Origin of the sequence: Lactobacillus kimbladii, assembly GCF_000970755.1 — a bacterium.
GTDB lineage: Bacteria > Bacillota > Bacilli > Lactobacillales > Lactobacillaceae > Lactobacillus > Lactobacillus kimbladii.
In genome coordinates this window covers 1,051,283-1,068,488 of sequence record NZ_KQ034007.1, presented here as the reverse complement: position 1 = coordinate 1,068,488, position 17,206 = coordinate 1,051,283, and the positions used below count along the sequence as shown (strand labels likewise).

At 35.8% G+C, this 17,206-nt stretch carries 16 protein-coding genes; 14 read left to right on the top strand and 2 right to left on the bottom strand.

Annotated features, from left to right (window positions below; genetic code table 11):
- The first annotated feature begins 16 nt into the window (after positions 1-16).
- From JF75_RS05425 to citX, 10 genes are all read left to right on the top strand, one after another.
- Positions 17-1,414 carry a flavocytochrome c gene (locus JF75_RS05425; protein WP_046332185.1) on the top strand — a complete coding sequence of 466 codons (1,398 nt, stop codon included), beginning with the start codon at positions 17-19 and terminating at the stop codon, positions 1,412-1,414.
- A gap of 183 nt (positions 1,415-1,597) precedes the next feature.
- Positions 1,598-2,527, top strand: a complete 930-nt coding sequence (locus tag JF75_RS05420) for an L-lactate dehydrogenase (RefSeq protein WP_045928153.1) — start codon at positions 1,598-1,600, stop codon at positions 2,525-2,527.
- A 20-nt stretch (positions 2,528-2,547) separates the two neighbouring features.
- Positions 2,548-3,258, top strand: coding sequence for an RraA family protein (locus JF75_RS05415; RefSeq protein WP_046332184.1), 711 nt, complete (start codon positions 2,548-2,550; stop codon positions 3,256-3,258).
- Between the two features lie 5 nt (positions 3,259-3,263).
- The gene (locus JF75_RS05410) at positions 3,264-4,730 is read left to right on the top strand and encodes a DASS family sodium-coupled anion symporter (protein ID WP_046332183.1); all 1,467 of its coding nucleotides are present in this window, start codon (positions 3,264-3,266) and stop codon (positions 4,728-4,730) included.
- Positions 4,731-5,525: an alpha/beta fold hydrolase gene (locus JF75_RS05405; RefSeq protein ID WP_046332182.1), complete on the top strand. Its 795-nt coding sequence runs from the start codon at positions 4,731-4,733 to the stop codon at positions 5,523-5,525.
- Positions 5,526-5,546: 21 nt separating this feature from the next.
- Positions 5,547-6,602, top strand: a complete 1,056-nt coding sequence (gene citC / locus JF75_RS05400) for a [citrate (pro-3S)-lyase] ligase (protein ID WP_046332181.1) — start codon at positions 5,547-5,549, stop codon at positions 6,600-6,602.
- The gene (gene citD / locus JF75_RS05395; protein WP_046332180.1) at positions 6,592-6,888 is read left to right on the top strand and encodes a citrate lyase acyl carrier protein; all 297 of its coding nucleotides are present in this window, start codon (positions 6,592-6,594) and stop codon (positions 6,886-6,888) included. Before citC ends, citD begins: the two co-directional genes overlap by 11 nt.
- Positions 6,889-7,803, top strand: coding sequence for an aldolase/citrate lyase family protein (locus JF75_RS05390; RefSeq protein WP_046332179.1), 915 nt, complete (start codon positions 6,889-6,891; stop codon positions 7,801-7,803).
- Positions 7,793-9,331, top strand: a complete 1,539-nt coding sequence (citF, locus tag JF75_RS05385) for a citrate lyase subunit alpha (RefSeq protein WP_141639318.1) — start codon at positions 7,793-7,795, stop codon at positions 9,329-9,331. Before JF75_RS05390 ends, citF begins: the two co-directional genes overlap by 11 nt.
- An 87-nt stretch (positions 9,332-9,418) precedes the next feature.
- Positions 9,419-9,967: a citrate lyase holo-[acyl-carrier protein] synthase gene (citX, locus tag JF75_RS05380; protein WP_046332177.1), complete on the top strand. Its 549-nt coding sequence runs from the start codon at positions 9,419-9,421 to the stop codon at positions 9,965-9,967.
- 2 nt (positions 9,968-9,969) lie between these two features.
- On the opposite strand, the gene JF75_RS05375 is transcribed toward citX, so the two are convergent.
- A complete protein-coding gene (locus tag JF75_RS05375; protein WP_046332176.1) occupies positions 9,970-10,914 on the bottom strand; it encodes a sugar-binding transcriptional regulator in 945 nt (314 codons plus the stop codon).
- A 127-nt stretch (positions 10,915-11,041) separates the two neighbouring features.
- Positions 11,042-11,542 (bottom strand): Cys-tRNA(Pro) deacylase, encoded by a 501-nt coding sequence (ybaK, locus tag JF75_RS05370; RefSeq protein ID WP_046332175.1) that lies wholly within the window; start codon positions 11,540-11,542, stop codon positions 11,042-11,044.
- A 63-nt stretch (positions 11,543-11,605) separates the two neighbouring features.
- Between ybaK and prmA the strand changes: the two genes are divergently transcribed.
- The 4 genes from prmA (at position 11,606) to hisS (ending at position 17,204) form a co-directional block, all read left to right on the top strand.
- Positions 11,606-12,550, top strand: a complete 945-nt coding sequence (gene prmA / locus JF75_RS05365; protein ID WP_046332174.1) for a 50S ribosomal protein L11 methyltransferase — start codon at positions 11,606-11,608, stop codon at positions 12,548-12,550.
- A 418-nt stretch (positions 12,551-12,968) separates the two neighbouring features.
- A complete protein-coding gene (locus JF75_RS05355) occupies positions 12,969-15,209 on the top strand; it encodes a RelA/SpoT family protein (protein ID WP_046332172.1) in 2,241 nt (746 codons plus the stop codon).
- Positions 15,209-15,646 carry a D-aminoacyl-tRNA deacylase gene (gene dtd / locus JF75_RS05350; protein ID WP_046332171.1) on the top strand — a complete coding sequence of 146 codons (438 nt, stop codon included), beginning with the start codon at positions 15,209-15,211 and terminating at the stop codon, positions 15,644-15,646. The genes JF75_RS05355 and dtd overlap by 1 nt, the downstream gene beginning before the upstream one ends.
- Positions 15,647-15,917: 271 nt before the next feature.
- Positions 15,918-17,204: a histidine--tRNA ligase gene (gene hisS, locus JF75_RS05345; protein WP_046332170.1), complete on the top strand. Its 1,287-nt coding sequence runs from the start codon at positions 15,918-15,920 to the stop codon at positions 17,202-17,204.
- Positions 17,205-17,206 lie beyond the last annotated feature (2 nt).

The following is a 17,206-nucleotide window of genomic DNA, read 5'->3' as shown; positions in this document are numbered from 1 at the left end:
TTTAGAGGAGAAAAAAATGGGTAAATTTGTTTTTAGTCCTAACGGCAGTGCAGAAATTAAAGACCATTATGATGCAGTAATCGTTGGAGCCGGTGGAGCCGGTTTAACGGCCGCAATTCAAGCAAAAGAACTAGGCTTGAATGTTGCCGTTTTTGAAAAAAATGCTGATCTTGGTGGAAATACTAACAGGGCCTCATCTGGGATGAATGCTTCTGAAAGCTTGGTACAGCTTAATGAAGGGATTATAGATAACAAGGAAGATTTTTACCAGGAAACTTTAAAGGGTGGAGGCAGACTAAATGACCGCGACCTTTTGAGATATTTTGTTGACCACTCAGCAGTGGCGATTGACTGGTTAATGAATCATGGCATCGAGTTAACAAATTTGACAATAACTGGTGGTATGAGTAAGAAGAGGGCTCACCGTCCTGCCTCAATGGCACCGGTTGGCAGTTATTTAGTAACAGGAGATTTAAAGCAAATTCAGGAAAAAAATATTTCTGTTTTTAATAATTCTCGTGTAATTAAATTATTACAAGATAAAGATAAAAGGGTTGTAGGAATTGAAGTTGAAACTGATTCAGGAACAAAAAAGGTTCAAGCGACGGCTACTTTACTAGCCTCAGGTGGCTTTGGTTCTTCAAAAGATTTAATACAAAAATACCGTCCAGACCTAGCGAATTATAAAACAACTAATCAACCCGGAGCTACAGGTGATGGTTTAATGTTAGCTACCGAGATAGATGCTCAATTAGAGCAAATGGAATTTATTCAGGTTCATCCCACAGCACAGACAGATACTGATCACGTTTATTTAATAGGTGAAGGTTTACGAGGCGAAGGAGCAATTTTAGTTAATAAATCTGGACAAAGATTTGTTAACGAGCTTGATACTCGAAAAATCGTTTCCGATGCCATCACTAAATTAAATGAGGATGGTGCTTACCTTCTGTTTGATCAAACGATCCGTAATAATTTCACCGCTGTCGAATTTTATGATCATGTAGGATTAGTCAATCAAGGATCTTCCATTGAGAAATTAGCAGAAAACATTGGTGTTAACAGTGATAATCTAAAGAAAACAATTGCAAAATGGAATGAAGCTGTGAAGAATAAAGATGATAGTGAATATCAGCGAACTACTGGAATGGATCGCACTATTGAGCAAGGTCCTTTCTTTGCTATTCATATTAATCCGGCAATTCATTATACTATGGGTGGAATTCATATAACTCCAAAAACTGAAGTTTTGGACTCTGATGGAAACGTTATTCCAGGTCTCTATGCTGCTGGCGAAGTTTCAGGAGGATTACATGGTAATAATAGAATTGGTGGAAACTCGATTGCTGAAACAGTGGTATTTGGTAGGCAGGCCGGTATACAGATGACAGAATACACAAGACAATTTAAATAATTATTTAAAATGCTTAGAAATTCTAAGCATTTTTTGTATTATTTAAAAGATGAAAATCATTTTATATTTTTAAAAAATTAAAATTTAAATTATTTATTTTAAATATTGAAAAATGCTAGGATAAATTTTATAATTATTTATGTAAAGGATTACATTTTTTAAAATTTGAAAGGAAATGATGTTATGAATAAAAAGGTTTTGCTAGTTGGTGATGGAGCAGTAGGTTCAACTTTTGCCAATGATTTATTACAACATACCAGAGTTGACGAACTGGTTATTTGCGATGTGGTAAAAAAGCGCCCACTGGGTGATTCAATGGATTTAGAAGACATACTGCCATTTACAGGAGAATGTAATATTCATTCTGGAGAATACTCTGATGCAAAAGATGCTGACGTTGTTGTGATCACCGCTGGTGTTCCGCGTAAGCCGGGAGAAAGCCGTTTGGATCTGGTTAATAAAAACGTAAATATCTTAAAAAGCATAATTCAACCTGTAGTTGAATCAGGCTTTAACGGTATTTTTCTCGTTTCTGCTAATCCCGTTGATATTTTAACAACGCTGACCCAGAAACTATCTGGCTTCCCTAAAAATAAGGTTATCGGAACGGGAACTTCTCTTGATTCAGCTCGCTTGAAAGTTGATTTGGCAAGAAGATTACATGTTCCTGTTGCTGAAGTTAATTCTATGGTTTTAGGAGAGCATGGTGATACTTCTTTCGAAAACTTTGATGAGTCAACAGTTAGTGGCAAGCCACTTAAAGATTTTGCCGGTATTGACAACTCTGTGCTGGATCAAGTAGAATCAGGTGTTCGTAAAAAAGGAGGAAAAATAATTGAAAATAAAGGTGCTACATTTTATGGCATTGCGATGATGTTAACTCAAATTGTTACTGCAATATTAACTAATCGATCAATCGCCTTGCCTTTATCAGCACCAATTAAGGGTGAATATGGAATTAAAAATGAGCTTTATCTAGGAACTCCAGCTGTCGTAAATGGTGCAGGAATTAGTCAGGTGCTTGAAACTGAGCTTTCTGAAACTGAAAAAGCTAAGATGCTAAACTCAGCTTCCAAAATGCAGGAAGTACTAGATAATATTGCTTTAGATTAACCAAAAAGAAGGCATGACGAATGCAGGTTGGAAAAAGGATTTTTTTAAAAAGAAACCTTCCGCAAAAAGAAGTAATTGCTGCGTACAGAAAGTTGCCCTCATCAAACGTGGCTGATTGTATGAATAGAACAGGTGCAATGGCACCAAGAATTAAGCTTATGTCCAAGCCTCATGAGGAAATGTGTGGACCAGCTTTTACAGTTCATAACCGTCCAGGTGATAATTTGACTATTTATGCAGCGTTAAAATATTGTCATGAAGGCGATATCGTTGTCATTGATAATGAAAATGATAATACCAGGGCTGTTATTGGCGAAGTGATGATGACCTGGCTGCGCGACCAAAGACATGTTGCTGGAGTCGTAGTTGACGGACCAATACGTGACATTGATAGTTTGCGTAATTGGGACTTGCCCATATACGCAGTTAGTACAACACCTGATGGACCATATAAAGAGGGTCCGGGAGAAATAAATGTCCCAATTTCTTGTGGGAATGTAAGTGTTAATCCTGGTGACGTAATTTTAGGTGATGCCGATGGTGTTATTAAGATTGCTTTAGAAGAAGCAAGTGAATTGCTTCCAGTTGTTCAGGATTTTCATAAAAAAGATGATGCAAAAGCGGCCAGTTTTCATGATGGCACAGGAAATATAAATTGGCTTGATGAAGAACTAAAGAATAAAAATTATGAAATTATCGACGATATTTATCGCCCGGAAAATTACAGGTAATTAAAATGAAAACACTAGAGAAAGTTAATTACAAGGGATTTATTTTGCCTCTGGCTGTTGGTGTTATACTTTGGTGCATCACGCCTTTGCGTCCTGCAGGCCTATCTGCTCCAGCTTGGGAAATGTTTGCTATTTTTGTAGCAACTATTGTTGGATGTATCACGAAACCTTTGCCAATAGGTGGCACCACTTTAATCGGACTAATAGTAACGGTTTTAGTTGGCTTAGCCCCAATCAAGGACATTGTTGATCCTAAAACAGGGAAAGTAACAACTGGAATTCTTAGTGCCTTTAGCAATTCAGCTTCTTGGCTGATTGCTATGGCTTTCATCATGGCTTATGGTATTAGTAAAACTGGTTTGGGTAATCGAATAGCCTATTGGATGATTAAACGTTTCGGCAAGAAATCCATTGGTATTGGTTATGCCATTACTGGATTGGAATTAGTTCTAGGAGCTCTAATTCCTTCAAACAGTGCCAGAACTGGAGGAGTCGTTTGGCCCGTAACCGAATCAATATCTAAAGATTATGATTCATACCCTAATGACCCTTCCCGCAAGAAAATTGGTGCCTATCTCAGCTTTATGGCTTTTCATGCCAATATTCTTTCAACTGCCCTCTTTATTACTGGCGCAGCACCTAACATGGTTGCTTCACAAATGGCAGCACAGAAGAATTATAACATGACCTGGATTAGTTGGTTTTCAGCCGCAGTCGTTCCTGTTCTTGTTGCAACTATTGTAATTCCTCTTGTAATTTATAAAATTTTTCCACCAGAGATAAAAGAAACACCTAATGCTGAAAAATGGGCCACTGATCATTTAAAGGAGATGGGACCAGTTACAAAACCAGAAAAAATTATGTCAATGGTATTTTTGCTAGCGATAATTTTATGGGTTTTATCTGGCGTTTTTGAGATTCCTCAATTAGATTCAACTTTTGTTGCCTTTCTAGCAGTTGGCTTGTTGCTGTTAACTGGTGTTTTAACCATGAAAGATGCCTTGAACCAAACTGGTGCCTGGAATATTTTGATTTGGCTGTCGATTTTAATTTTTATGGCAAGTAAACTTATTTCATTTGGCTTTATTGACTGGTTCTCAAAGACCATTCAAACAAGTCTTCACGGTATCAGCTGGCAAATAGTATTAGTGGTTTTGGTAATATTAATGTTTTATACTCATTACTTCTTTGCTAGTGGAACCGCTCATATGACTGCCTTATATTTGCCATTCTTGTCAGTGGCAGTAGCTACTGGTGCTCCTTTGGGACTTTCAGCAATGCTGCTTGCATTTACAGGAGCTTTCAATGCTTCAACCACTCACTATGCCAATGGACCAGCTTCAATTTTAGCTACGACAGGTTACATTAAACAAGGTGAATGGTGGAAATACAACTTTATCTTAGGAATTATCTATTTACTGATTTTTGGTGTAATTGGAACTTTCTGGATGAAAATTATTGGAATCTGGTAAATGCTTGAAGAGAAAAATTTAATCACTAATGATGGGATACGAATAGCATATTATGATACTGAAGAAAGCAAACAACCTATATTGGCAGTTCCCGGTATAGGAAGCACCGCAATATTATGGGAAGAAGTTGCCAAACTTTTTGCATCTGATTATCGTTTTATTGTAATAGATCCGCGTAATCAGGGTCGCTCACAGAGAACATTTAAAGGACAGCGTATCAGTCGTCATGCGGCTGATTTAGAGGAACTGATTACCAAGTTAAACTTGAAAAATATTATTGCTATTGGAAATTCAATGGGTGCTGCAAATATTTGGGCTTATGTTTCATTGTTTGGATATAACAGACTACAGGCAATTATCGATTTGGATCAGCCTCCCAAGATGATTCGAGATAGCTCTTGGGAGTATGGTTTTAAAGATTTAACTTGGCAGAATTACCCGGATTATTTAAAGGCGGATCTTGGCAATGGCATTTATGCTCATATTAATGATGAGATGTTTAAAAAGGCAAAAGCAGAGTCTGAAAAATTTCGCTATTTTGCTGAAGAAAATTATCTTTGTCGCATTGAACACGCAATGCAAGATTGGCGAGATGTTTTAATTGATTTAAAAATTCCAATGCTGGTTTTAGCAGGACAGAATTCTCCTTTTTTTGATTATCATTTTGCCTTTGCCATGGAAAAGTTGAATCAAATGATTAGCGCAAAAATTATTAAAAATTGTGGACACTTAATTCAGGCTGAGCAGCCTTTAAGCATGTATAAAGAAGTTATGAACTTTTTAAAAAGGATTTAACAAAAGGTGAGAATCGGATAAATGGATAAAACCGTAGAACTTTTTTTAACATTGCCGGAAACCAAAAAAAGGTGGCAAAAATTTCTAATCAGCCAAGGAATTAACAATTTTAGCTCTCGTGAAGTTGCTGTGATTGATCATACTGTGGGTCTAATTGATGAAGATGGTCAATTAGTTGGCACAGGTAGCATTGCTGGAAATGTTCTCAAATATATCGCTGTTTCAAATGATGCATCTGTTCAGGGAGCAAGATTTAATCAGATAGTTACAGCTCTAGAAGAATACCTTTTTAGTCAAAAAATTTATCATTCATTTGTATTTACTAAAGCAAAATATTCTGCCAGTTTTTCTCATTTAAATTTTAAGGAACTGGCTCATACTGATGAGGCTGCTTTTTTAGAGAGTGGCACACCAAATATTCAGGACTTTTTAGCCAAAATTCCCAGAATAGAAGACCAAAATCATAAAAAAGTTGCTGCAATTGTCATGAATGCTAATCCGTTTACTTTAGGTCATCAGGCCTTGGTAAAACTTGCTAGTAGCGAGAATGATCTGGTATACGTGTTTGTTGTTGCTACGGATGCTTCATTATTTAAAACGAGTGAAAGAATGGAACTGGTAAAAAAAGGAACTTCTGAATACCAAAACGTGTTAGTAATTAGCGGTGGGGACTATCTAGTTTCTCAATCAACTTTTCCGGCATACTTTTTAAAATCACCTGATGAACTAATCGCTACGCAAACGGAGATTGATGCGTTAATTTTTAAAAATACTATTGCACCGAAACTGGCAATAAAAAAACGTTATTTGGGTACTGAACCATTTTCAAGAACAACTAATTTCTATAATCAAAGTTTAAAAAACACACTTAGTCCCAAAATTGACGTTGAAATTGTCAAACGCTTTTGCAATAACGATCAAATAATTACAGCTACACGTGTCCGTCAATTGATCAAAAGTGATGAATTAAAGGACGTTTCAAATTTAGTCCCGCCAACTACATTTGATTTTATTAATAAAAACTATCAAATTTTAAAAGAAAGAATAAAGAAAGGAATGAACATCAATGGAAATTAAGACTGTTGGAGTGGCAGGAACTTTAGAATCTTCAGATATTCAAATAATGGTATCGGCTGGTCAAAATGGTATTGAAATCGACTTGGAATCCGAAGTAGCCAAATCTTACGGAGATCAGATCAAAAAAGTAATAACTGATACTCTTAAAAAATTCGGAATTGAAAATGCGAAAGTTAAGGCTACTGATAAAGGGGCCCTTGACTGTGTGATTGCTGCACGTACATTAGCTGCGGCTCAAAGAGCAACCGAAACAACGGATAAACCAAGATTGGAGGTATTGCAATAAATGACTTACGTTAAAAATCGTTTGCGTCGAACAATGATGTTTGTACCGGGAAATAATCCAGCTATGGTTAAGGATGCCGGTATCTATGGTGCCGACTCTATTATGTTGGATTTGGAAGATGCAGTATCTCTAACTGAAAAAGATGCAGCAAGAATGTTAGTATTTAATGCTATTAAAACAGTTGATTTCAGTGGTGCAGAAGTAGTTGTCAGAATTAATGGTCAAGATACGCCTTTTTATGACGAAGACGTAAAGGCAATGGTGCGCGCTGGAGTGGATGTTATTCGCCTGCCTAAAACTGAATCAGCTGCAATGATTAAAAAATTAGTAGCAGATATGGAAAAGGCAGAAGAAGAATATGGCGTTGAAAAAGGCTCTATTGGCGTAATGGCTGCGATTGAAAGTGCTAAAGGCGTTCTTAATGCACCGGAAATTGCTACTGCAACGCCTTTGATGATGGGCTTGGCAGTTTCAGGTGAAGATTATACTGCTGATATGCACACCCATCGTTACCCTGACGGACGTGAACTTGAATTTGCTCGCAACATGGTTTTACAAGCTGCTAGAGCTGCAGACGTTTATGCCTTTGATACTGTTTTTTCTAATATGAACGACACCGAAGGGTTTTACCGCGAAACAAAATATATTTATGAACTGGGATATGATGGCAAGTCTTTGGTCAATCCACGGCAAATTCCAATGGTTAATAAAGTATTCAACCCTACTAAAGACGAAATTGAAAATGCACTTGCTGTGCAAAATGCAATTCAAGAAGCAAAGGCAAAGGGGTCTGGAGTAATTTCGATGAACGGCAAGATGGTTGACAAACCTGTAGTTGAAAAAGCTGATCGCGTTATTGAAACAGCAAAAGCTTCTAATTTAATTGATGAGGAGGGTAATTACATTGGAGAATAAAGTAAAGCGCAATTTGCCGGATGATTTGATGACTAATATGAATCTAAAACCATTTAAGTCAGTTGTAGTTGGTAATCCTGAAGTAAAGAGAGTTGCACCCAAGGTGCAAGTTACCACCGGTGAATCAAAAGTGGTCGATTCTTTAGAGGAAGTTATCAAAAAGACACTAAAAGACGGTATGACTATTTCATTTCACCATCATTTTAGAAATGGCGATTTTGCTTTTAACAAAGTAATGGATTTAATTATTAAAATGGGTTACCAAAACCTGACTTTAGCTCCTTCTTCTTTGACTGGTGTTATGAATGACACAGTAATTGAAGCAATTAAAAAAGGTGTCATTACCAATATTACTTCATCTGGAATGAGAGGCAGCTTAGGCGATTTCGTTTCCCACGGTGGACTGAAGAATCCAGTAATTTTCCGTTCTCACGGCAATCGGGCTCGTTCAATTGAAGAAGGAGAAATCAAGATTGATGTTGCCTTTTTAGGTGTCCCTAACTCTGATCCCGCAGGAAATGCTAATGGTCAAGAAGGGGATGCTGTATTCGGTTCTTTAGGTTACGCATTAATTGACTCTCAATATGCAGATAAAGTAGTTTTGCTGACAGACAATATTGTTGATTATCCAAATACTCCTGCTTCTATTAAACAAACTCAGGTCGATTACGTTGTTAAGGTTGATCAAATAGGTGACGCAGATAAAATTGGTTCAGGAGCGACTCGCTTTACTAAAGATCCAAAAGAGCTGAAGATTGCGCAAGCCGTTAATCAGGTAATTACTAATTCGCCTTATTATAAACAAGGATTTTCTTTTCAGACAGGATCTGGTGGTGCTGCTCTTGCTGTAACCAGGTATTTAAGAGAATCAATGTTAAAAGATGGCATCACAGCATCGTTTGCTCTAGGTGGCATTACCAAGCCCACGACTGATCTCCTTGAAGAAGGCCTGGTCAAGAAAATTATGGATGTGCAGGATTTTGATAAAGGTGCTGCGGCCTCAATGGCTAAGAATAAAAATCAGCAAGAGATTGATGCTTCATGGTATGCCGATCCTCACAATAAAGGTGCAGTAGTTAATAATTTAGATGTTGCTATTCTTTCGGCTTTACAAATTGACACAGACTTTAATGTTAATGTAATGACTGGTTCTGATGGTGTTATTCGTGGCGCTATTGGTGGTCATCAAGATGCGGCTGCAGCCAAAATGACTATTATTACTGCTCCATTAGTACGCGGAAGAAATGCTACTGTTGTTCCGGCAGTTGAAACTGTTGTAACCCCAGGCGATTCAATAGATGTTTTGGTAACTGAAAGAGGAATTGCAGTTAATCCACACCGTAAAGATCTCATAGATGCTTTTGCCAAAGTTCCTGAACTCAATGTGGTTGATATTAAGGAACTTCAAAAAATGGCTCAAAAGCAAGTTGGAGTTCCAAAACCACTGGCATATACTGATCGGACTGTTGCTCTTATTCAGTATCGAGATGGCACAATTATTGATACTATTAAGCAGGTAAAAGACTAATTAATTATTTTTAAAAAAAGTGTGAGAATGAGCTGGAACTTGTTCTCACATTTTTTAGTTATAATATAAAAAGAGGTGAATACCAGAATGATAAAATCAATTTTTAATGAAGGACAGCCTCAGAGTATAACTGAGGTACTACAAAATAAAGATGAACGCGTCAAACTTCAACAAGAAATCTTGCAAAAGTTTCCAGAAACTACATTATTAGATGTTAAATTGAACATTCCAGGCCCTATTAAAAACAATCGTTATTTAGAGAAAATATTCGCCGCAGGTATTTTTGACTTAGAGACAGTTTTTCAAAACAGTAACTTGCCTTTTATTCTTTATGAACATTGGGAAAAGGTAACGGGTCCCGAAAATTTTTACCTTGTCAATTGTAACTACAGAGTTGTTAAGGAAAAAGCAGTTGAATTTGAGGAGCATCAAAAAATAAATCGACTTTTTGATGCTGATGTTTTAATTGATAAACAAAAACAGGCTATATCCCGCAATGAATTGGGTATGCCTGTTCGCAGGTGTTTTTTATGTTCAAGACCTGCCAAAGAATGTGCTCGTTCAAGAAGACATTCGGTTACAGATTTACAAGATTATATCACTAATTTGTATAGGCAGGAGATATCCTCTGATTAAAATTAAAGAGTGTCATTCTTATGTAAAACTCTTTCTGCTATTCCACTAGTAGTGATCAAGTGAGTAATTACTCCTGTTCTTAAGGCTCCTAAAAGAGCGTCTTCTTTAAAGCGGTTCCTAACAATTACAAAGCGATTAGGAATTGCAAAAATATTGGAAAGACTGATTCCAGAAATATGGGGCTCAATGGGACTATAAAAGCGCCCCTTAATATCATAAGGCCTACCAAAAATAATTCCTGCCAACTGGTTTTTCTCAAGACCAGTAAATAGTTTATCTGCATAATAATCCATAAAGAACTGGCCGGATTCTAATGATTGCACTGTTCCGATACTTGCAAATACCAGATCCAGCTGTGAAAAATATTTTTCTATGTATTCATAATATGGTTCTTGATGAACTTTTTTTACTAAAGTGGGATCAATCGCATAAAGAGGAGCAGGAAAAGTGAGACATTTTGCGCTGAACTTATTAGCTGCATGTTGAATTAGAGGTTGTTTACGTTTACTTGCGTTTACCACTTGGCCTAACAATTGTATAAAAGTCAAATCATCACGTGTTTCTGCTGAAAAATCATCAATAATATCTCTTATGAGAGTTCCCCAAGTTAAGCCAACAACATGAGCTGAATTAATATAATTCTGTATTTGTTTAGCTGCATAGTTAACAATCATTTCATTATCTTGGTTTTTGGTTTCTTTATCTTCTAAAATATAAACCTCTTTTAAACCGAAAAGCCTTTGGAATTCGCGTTCTAGTTTTTGTGCTCTTTTAGGGCTTTGATAAATACTAATTTTTACTATTCCCTTATCTTCGGCTTCTTCTATTGCCTTAGCTATAAGATAACGGGAAAGATTATACTTTTTCGAGATTTCTGCAATGTTTAGCTTGCTCAAAAAATAGTCGTGTGCAATATTCGCAAGTTGTTCATCTGTTAACAATGTCATTTATTTTTTCCTATTCTTTATACTTTTTATTTGTTTTAATTATATTAGAAAAAACTTTTTGATACTACTATAACTTAAGCAACTTTTAGAGGAAAAATTTTAAAAGATAAAATTTAAATTTTATCTTTTATTCCAGTAAATCACAAAACTTTGCATGTGTAATTTTTTGCAAATCTTGAGGATTTAGAAAGACACTCCGCCCGATTTTGCCACTGGAAACAGCAATTTCATTTTCTTTAATCATGCTATTATCAAGAAAAATGGGAAAATGATGTTTAAAATAGATGCCAATGGGTGTATTTGCACCATGTAGATAACCGGTGGTTTTTTCTAAATCTTTCAAAGGTAACATTTCACATTTTTTATTACCTGAATTTTTGGCTAGTTTTTTCATGCTTAAATGTTCGGTTACTGGTACTACAGCTACTAAAGTGGGCGTTTTATTTCCCAAACAAACGAGAGTTTTATAGACCAAGTGCTCATTCTCGTTTAGAATAGATGTATCCATTTTTGCTACACCACCTGAATCTTTATGTGTAGCAAATTCTGCTTGTCGATAAGAGATCTTATTTCTATCCAATATTTTTTCAACAAGTGTTTTTTCAATCTTGTTTTTCTTTTTTGACATAATGATCACCTTTATAATGATAGCATTGATAAAAGGAAAAATAAAAAGGGAGTTAAAAAAATAATGAAATTATTAATTATTAAAATAGAAACTAGTCATGAAGTTGAAGATGCACTAAATATATATAGTCATGATGTACTGCACTGTTTGGGCACTGAAACACGAAAGCGTTCGGACTTTGAACAAGCAGGTTGGGAATCTGATTCAACTATTGTTAAATTAGACGAAATAAAAGACTTACCTAAAGATTTGGAATTTTTAGCATATTTTGATATGGAACAAGACCAGGCAGAATTAGTTAAAAAGTACCAAAAAAAGTTGTCTGAATTAGAGGGTTACGGTTTAAAAATAGGTCATGCTAAAGTAAGTGCTTCCTATATCAAAGATGAAGACTGGAATACAGTGTGGCAAAAATTTTATCATCCAATTGATTTTTCCAGACACCTGGCAATAGTTCCTGAATGGGAAAAATATAAGCCGGCTTTTAAAGACCAAAACATTATTAAACTTGATCCAGGTTTGGCATTTGGCACTGGTTCACATAAAACTACTCAATTAGCATTGTTAGGTTTGGAACAGATTTTAGTCAAGCCAGAGACTGTTTGTGACGTTGGCACTGGTTCTGGAATCTTAGCTATTGCTTCATCTGTCTTAGGTGCAAGTTCAGTTTTAGCGACAGATATATCTGATGAGGCAATAACTGCTGCTAATGAGAATATATCTTTAAATAATTTAACTAATATAAAAGTGCAGAAAACGAACTTATTAAATAAAGTTACAGCTAAGTATGATATTATTGTAGCAAATATTTTGGCTGAAATTTTACTTGATTTAATTCCAGAGTTGAATGAGCACTTGAATTCTAATGGAAAAGTGATTTTTTCTGGGATAGATTGTGACCAGATTGAAAAAATCAAGACAGCTTTAACTGCAAATGGATTCCAAATTATATTATCAATGCAACAAGGACGTTGGATTGGGTTAATTATTGAAAGAAAAGATAACTGAATAGAGTTATAATAGATAATTAAATTAGTAAGGAACTAACAAGTTGATTGATAAACTAAAAAATATTCCTTTTTTTAAAAAGTTAAATAGCTATAAAATTACACCAGTAATTTGCTGGAGTATGATAGTCATGATTTTGCCACTCATATTTAGCCTGTTTTCTATAGGAACTATTTATCGCGTGGGACTGTTATTTATAATACTCAACAGCATAATTAGCTATCACATTGGCAAATTGATTAAAGCACTTAAATTAAGGCACTATTGGCTCTTGTTTATGCCAGGCTGCTTTTGCTTAATTGTTTTATTGAAATATGCTAATTATAACTTTTTGTTTGCATTGATTTATCTCATTTTGGAAATATTTGGTCTAATGGATAATAAAATTTACGGTTAGCGCTAGAAGGGGCGATATTTTATGTCAAAGTACATCGAAATGACACATGAACAGGTGATAGATACCTGTAAAAAATATATGAATGATGATCAAATTGCATTTGTTGAAAAAGCATATAAATTTGCTGCAAATGCTCATAAAGATCAAAAAAGAGCCTCCGGACAGCCATATATCGTTCATCCTACCCAAGTTGCCGGTACTCTTGCAAAATTGAGTCTTGATCCGGATACAATTGCAGCAGGATTCTTACATGATACAGTAGAAGATACGCCAGTTACCAATGATGATATCAAGGAAAAGTTTGGCAAAGATGTTGCTTTTATAGTTGATGGCGTTACTAAATTAAATAAATATCAGTATAAATCACACCAAGAATTTTTGGCTGAAAATCACAGAAAAATGTTAATTGCAATGGCAAAAGATATTCGAGTGATTATGGTCAAATTAGCTGACAGACTGCATAATATGCATACTTTAGAGCATTTGCGCCCTGATAAGCAGCGCCGAATTGCATCGGAGACAATGGATATATATGCGCCTTTAGCCGATCGTTTGGGTATCGGAACAGTTAAATGGGAACTCGAAGATATGAGTTTTCATTATTTGAACCCAAAAGCATATTACCGTATTGTTAATTTAATGAGTCTTAAACGTAGTCAAAGAGAAAAATATATTCAAGATGCGATCAAGACACTTAAAGAAAGCTTGGATAGTCTGGGAATCAAGTATGAAATATATGGTCGTCCAAAGCACATCTATTCTATTTATAAGAAAATGGTCAACAAGCATAAAGATTTTAATGAAATTTATGACTTGTTAGCAGTACGTGTGATTGTTAAAACAGTTAAAGACTGTTATGCGGTTTTGGGTGCTGTTCATACTAAATGGAAACCAATGCCAGGTCGCTTTAAAGATTATATTGCTGTGCCTAAAGTTAACGGTTATCAATCACTTCATACTACGATTATTGGCCCTGGTGGCAGACCCCTGGAGATACAAATCAGAACCGAACAAATGCATGAAGTTGCTGAATACGGTGTGGCTGCTCACTGGGCATATAAGAGGGGTAACTTTAAAGGTGTAGAACAAACCAGTTCAAATGAAAAGTTGGATATGGTCCGTGAAATTTTAGAATTAAAAGATGAAACTTCAGATGCTGATGAATTCATGAAAAGCGTTAAAAGCGAAATCTTCTCTGATCGCGTTTATGTTTTCACTCCTAAAGGTGAAGTTTATGAACTGCCAAAAGGGTCAGTTACCTTAGATTTTGCTTATGAGATTCATACTCAAGTGGGTAGTCATGCAGTCGGAGCTAAAGTCAATGGCAAACTAGTACCATTAGATTATAAGTTAAAAAATGGTGATGTCATTGAAATCATGACTCAATCTAATGCTACCCCATCAAGAGATTGGGTAGATTTGGTTAAGACCTCACGTGCACGCAATAAAATTCGCCGGTACTTTAGAAATCTTGATCGTGACCGTAGTATTGAGCAGGGCGAGCAAATGGTGGCGGACAAGTTGCGTGAGCAAGGACTTTCACCTAAAGTATTTATGTCTAAAGAACATATTGAACCACTATTAGAACAAATAAATTACCATACTGCTGATGAAATGTATGCTTCAATCGGTTTTGGTGATCTTTCCGCAATTGGTGTGGTTAACAGATTAACTGCGGATATACGCCGCGAGAATGAAAAGAAGAAACAAAAGCAGCTTGAAGAAGAAATTCTGAATTCAGGACAAAAAGCAGTTACGGAAAATCCACCAAGTAAAAAAGATTCTAAGGCAATGAAGATCAAGCACAAAAATGGTGTTATGATTCAAGGCATAAGTGACTTGATGCTTCATTTGGCCAAGTGTTGCAACCCAGTTCCAGGAGACGACATTGTCGGCTATGTTACTAAAGGTCGGGGCGTGACAATTCATCGAACAGACTGTCGCAATATAGTAAATAATGACGAAAGTAAGGGCAGACTGATTGAAGTTCAATGGGAGAATGTTGCAGAAAACAGTGCTCAATCATTTAATGCTAATATTGAAGTCTTCGGCTACAATCGTGGTAAATTACTTACTGATGTCATTACAAAGTTGAATACACTAACCCCAAACATTAATAATATTTCAGGCAAAGTTAATGAAGATAATATTGCTCATATATATGCTACAGTGGCGGTGAACAATTCAGCACAACTAGAAGACATTTTGACTAAGTTAAGAGATATACCAGATGTATACCAGACGAGGAGGGCTGATAATTAATGCGGATTGTGATCCAAAGAGTAAACCGAGCTAGTGTTAAAATTGCGGGAAATACAGTAGGACAGATCTCTAAGGGTTTATTATTGCTGGTCGGGTTAAAAGAAGGCGATGAAGCCGATATTGTTAAAAAGGCCGCTGCTAAAATTGCCAAAATGCGTATCTTTGAAGATGAAAATGGTAAAACCAATTTAGCAATTAAAGATGTTGGCGGACAAATATTAAGTGTTAGTCAGTTTACTTTACTAGCAGATACCAAAAAGGGTAATCGACCTAGTTTTATCAAAGCTATGAGACCACCAAAATCAAAAGAGTTATGGGAACAGTTTAATAAAGATTTGGAAAATTTAGGATTAATCGTAGCAAGAGGTGAATTTGGTGCAGACATGCAGGTTGATTTAGAAAATGATGGACCTTTCACAATCGTGTTGGATCTGTAAATATCGTGCATGAATAGTACTACAGGTTGACTTTTAACTGTGAAAACTATATTCTAAAAAAGAATTATCAATGACAAAGACTGAAGTTTAGTATTTTTATTCAGAGACCGCCTGTTTTTGGTGAAAAGGTGGGAAAAAACTAACTGTGACCCCTTTACCAGATAATGAGCGCATCGCGAGCGTTATTCGCAGCAGGTAAAAGGTGGTACCGTGCTAAATCAGAGCGCCCTTGATTTATTCAAGGACGTTTTTTTATTAAAAGGATGATTAAATGAGAGTTCAAAGACCTAAAGGAACAGTTGATATTTTGCCAGATGAATCTGGATCATGGGAAAAAGTCGAACAAATATTACGTGACTTTTTTAAACAAGCAAATTACCGCGAGATTCGGACACCTAGTTTTGAAAACTACAATGTTTTTTCACGTTCGAGTGGTGAAACTTCTGATGTTGTTGAAAAAGAAATGTACGATTTTAATGATAAAGGTGGCAGACACATTGCCTTAAGGCCAGAAGGAACAGCTGGAGTAGTGCGAGCTTATGTTGAGGATAAACTTTATGCACCAGAAATTGCCAAGCCCTTAAATGTTTATTATATTGAATCGACATTTCGCTATGAAAGACCTCAAGCAGGTCGTCAACGTGAATTTCACCAAATTGGCATTGAGAGTTTTGGTTCCGCAAATCCTTTGGCTGACGTAGAAACAATTGTTCTAGCTCATGATTTGTTGGCCAAGCTTGGTGTGAAGAATTATGAATTGCATATCAATACACTAGGAAATTCACAAGTACGGCAAGGTTATCATGATGCGTTGGTTAATTATTTTAAACCAGTTAGAGACCAGCTTTCTGATGATTCAAAAAGACGGTTAGAAAAAAACCCTTTGCGCATTTTAGATTCCAAAGATGAACAGGATAAGAAATTTTTACCAAATGCACCTAAAATAGTTGATTATTTGGATCAAGAATCAAAGGAAAACTTTGACCAAATTTTAAAGATGCTGGATCAATTAAAAATTAATTATGTGATTGATAATGATTTAGTTCGGGGACTGGACTACTACACTGGTGTAATTTTTGAATTCATGGTCGAAGATAAAAGCATTTGGGAATCTGCTTCAACAATTCTTGGCGGTGGCCGTTATGATAACTTAGTAGAGGAATTTGACGGACCAAGTACTCCAGCAGTCGGTTTTGGCATTGGCGAAGAACGTTTGATGCTGGTATTACAAAAACAAAATCCAAAACTTTTTGCAGATCAGGGTATTGATTTCTTTATTGCCAATATCGGTCAAGAAACAGAAGTAAAAACAGTTGAAATTGCTCGTTTGTTGCGTAAGCAAGGGCTGAAAGTTCAATATGATGTCGAGCAAAAGAAGTTAAAAGCTCAATTCAAAAAAGCAGATAGAGCTAAAGCAAAATATGTTATTACTCTTGGCGATAAAGAATTGACTGCCAAAGTTTTAAATGTTAAGAGACTTTCTGATGCTAAAACATTTAAGTTTGCTTTTAATGATCTAGAAAATATAAATGCGGTAATGAAACAATTAAAGGAATAAAA

Excerpts from the sequence above, each read along its gene's own strand:
- JF75_RS05425 (WP_046332185.1), top strand. The coding sequence starts at position 17 with ATGGGTAAATTTGTTTTTAGTCCTAACGGCAGTGCAGAAATTAAAGAC.
- JF75_RS05420 (WP_045928153.1), top strand. The coding sequence starts at position 1,598 with ATGAATAAAAAGGTTTTGCTAGTTGGTGATGGAGCAGTAGGTTCAACT.
- JF75_RS05415 (WP_046332184.1), top strand. The coding sequence starts at position 2,548 with ATGCAGGTTGGAAAAAGGATTTTTTTAAAAAGAAACCTTCCGCAAAAA.
- JF75_RS05410 (WP_046332183.1), top strand. The coding sequence starts at position 3,264 with ATGAAAACACTAGAGAAAGTTAATTACAAGGGATTTATTTTGCCTCTG.
- JF75_RS05405 (WP_046332182.1), top strand. The coding sequence starts at position 4,731 with ATGCTTGAAGAGAAAAATTTAATCACTAATGATGGGATACGAATAGCA.
- citC (WP_046332181.1), top strand. The coding sequence starts at position 5,547 with ATGGATAAAACCGTAGAACTTTTTTTAACATTGCCGGAAACCAAAAAA.
- citD (WP_046332180.1), top strand. The coding sequence starts at position 6,592 with ATGGAAATTAAGACTGTTGGAGTGGCAGGAACTTTAGAATCTTCAGAT.
- JF75_RS05390 (WP_046332179.1), top strand. The coding sequence starts at position 6,889 with ATGACTTACGTTAAAAATCGTTTGCGTCGAACAATGATGTTTGTACCG.
- citX (WP_046332177.1), top strand. The coding sequence starts at position 9,419 with ATGATAAAATCAATTTTTAATGAAGGACAGCCTCAGAGTATAACTGAG.
- JF75_RS05375 (WP_046332176.1), bottom strand. The coding sequence starts at position 10,914 with ATGACATTGTTAACAGATGAACAACTTGCGAATATTGCACACGACTAT.
- ybaK (WP_046332175.1), bottom strand. The coding sequence starts at position 11,542 with ATGTCAAAAAAGAAAAACAAGATTGAAAAAACACTTGTTGAAAAAATA.
- prmA (WP_046332174.1), top strand. The coding sequence starts at position 11,606 with ATGAAATTATTAATTATTAAAATAGAAACTAGTCATGAAGTTGAAGAT.
- JF75_RS05355 (WP_046332172.1), top strand. The coding sequence starts at position 12,969 with ATGTCAAAGTACATCGAAATGACACATGAACAGGTGATAGATACCTGT.
- dtd (WP_046332171.1), top strand. The coding sequence starts at position 15,209 with ATGCGGATTGTGATCCAAAGAGTAAACCGAGCTAGTGTTAAAATTGCG.
- hisS (WP_046332170.1), top strand. The coding sequence starts at position 15,918 with ATGAGAGTTCAAAGACCTAAAGGAACAGTTGATATTTTGCCAGATGAA.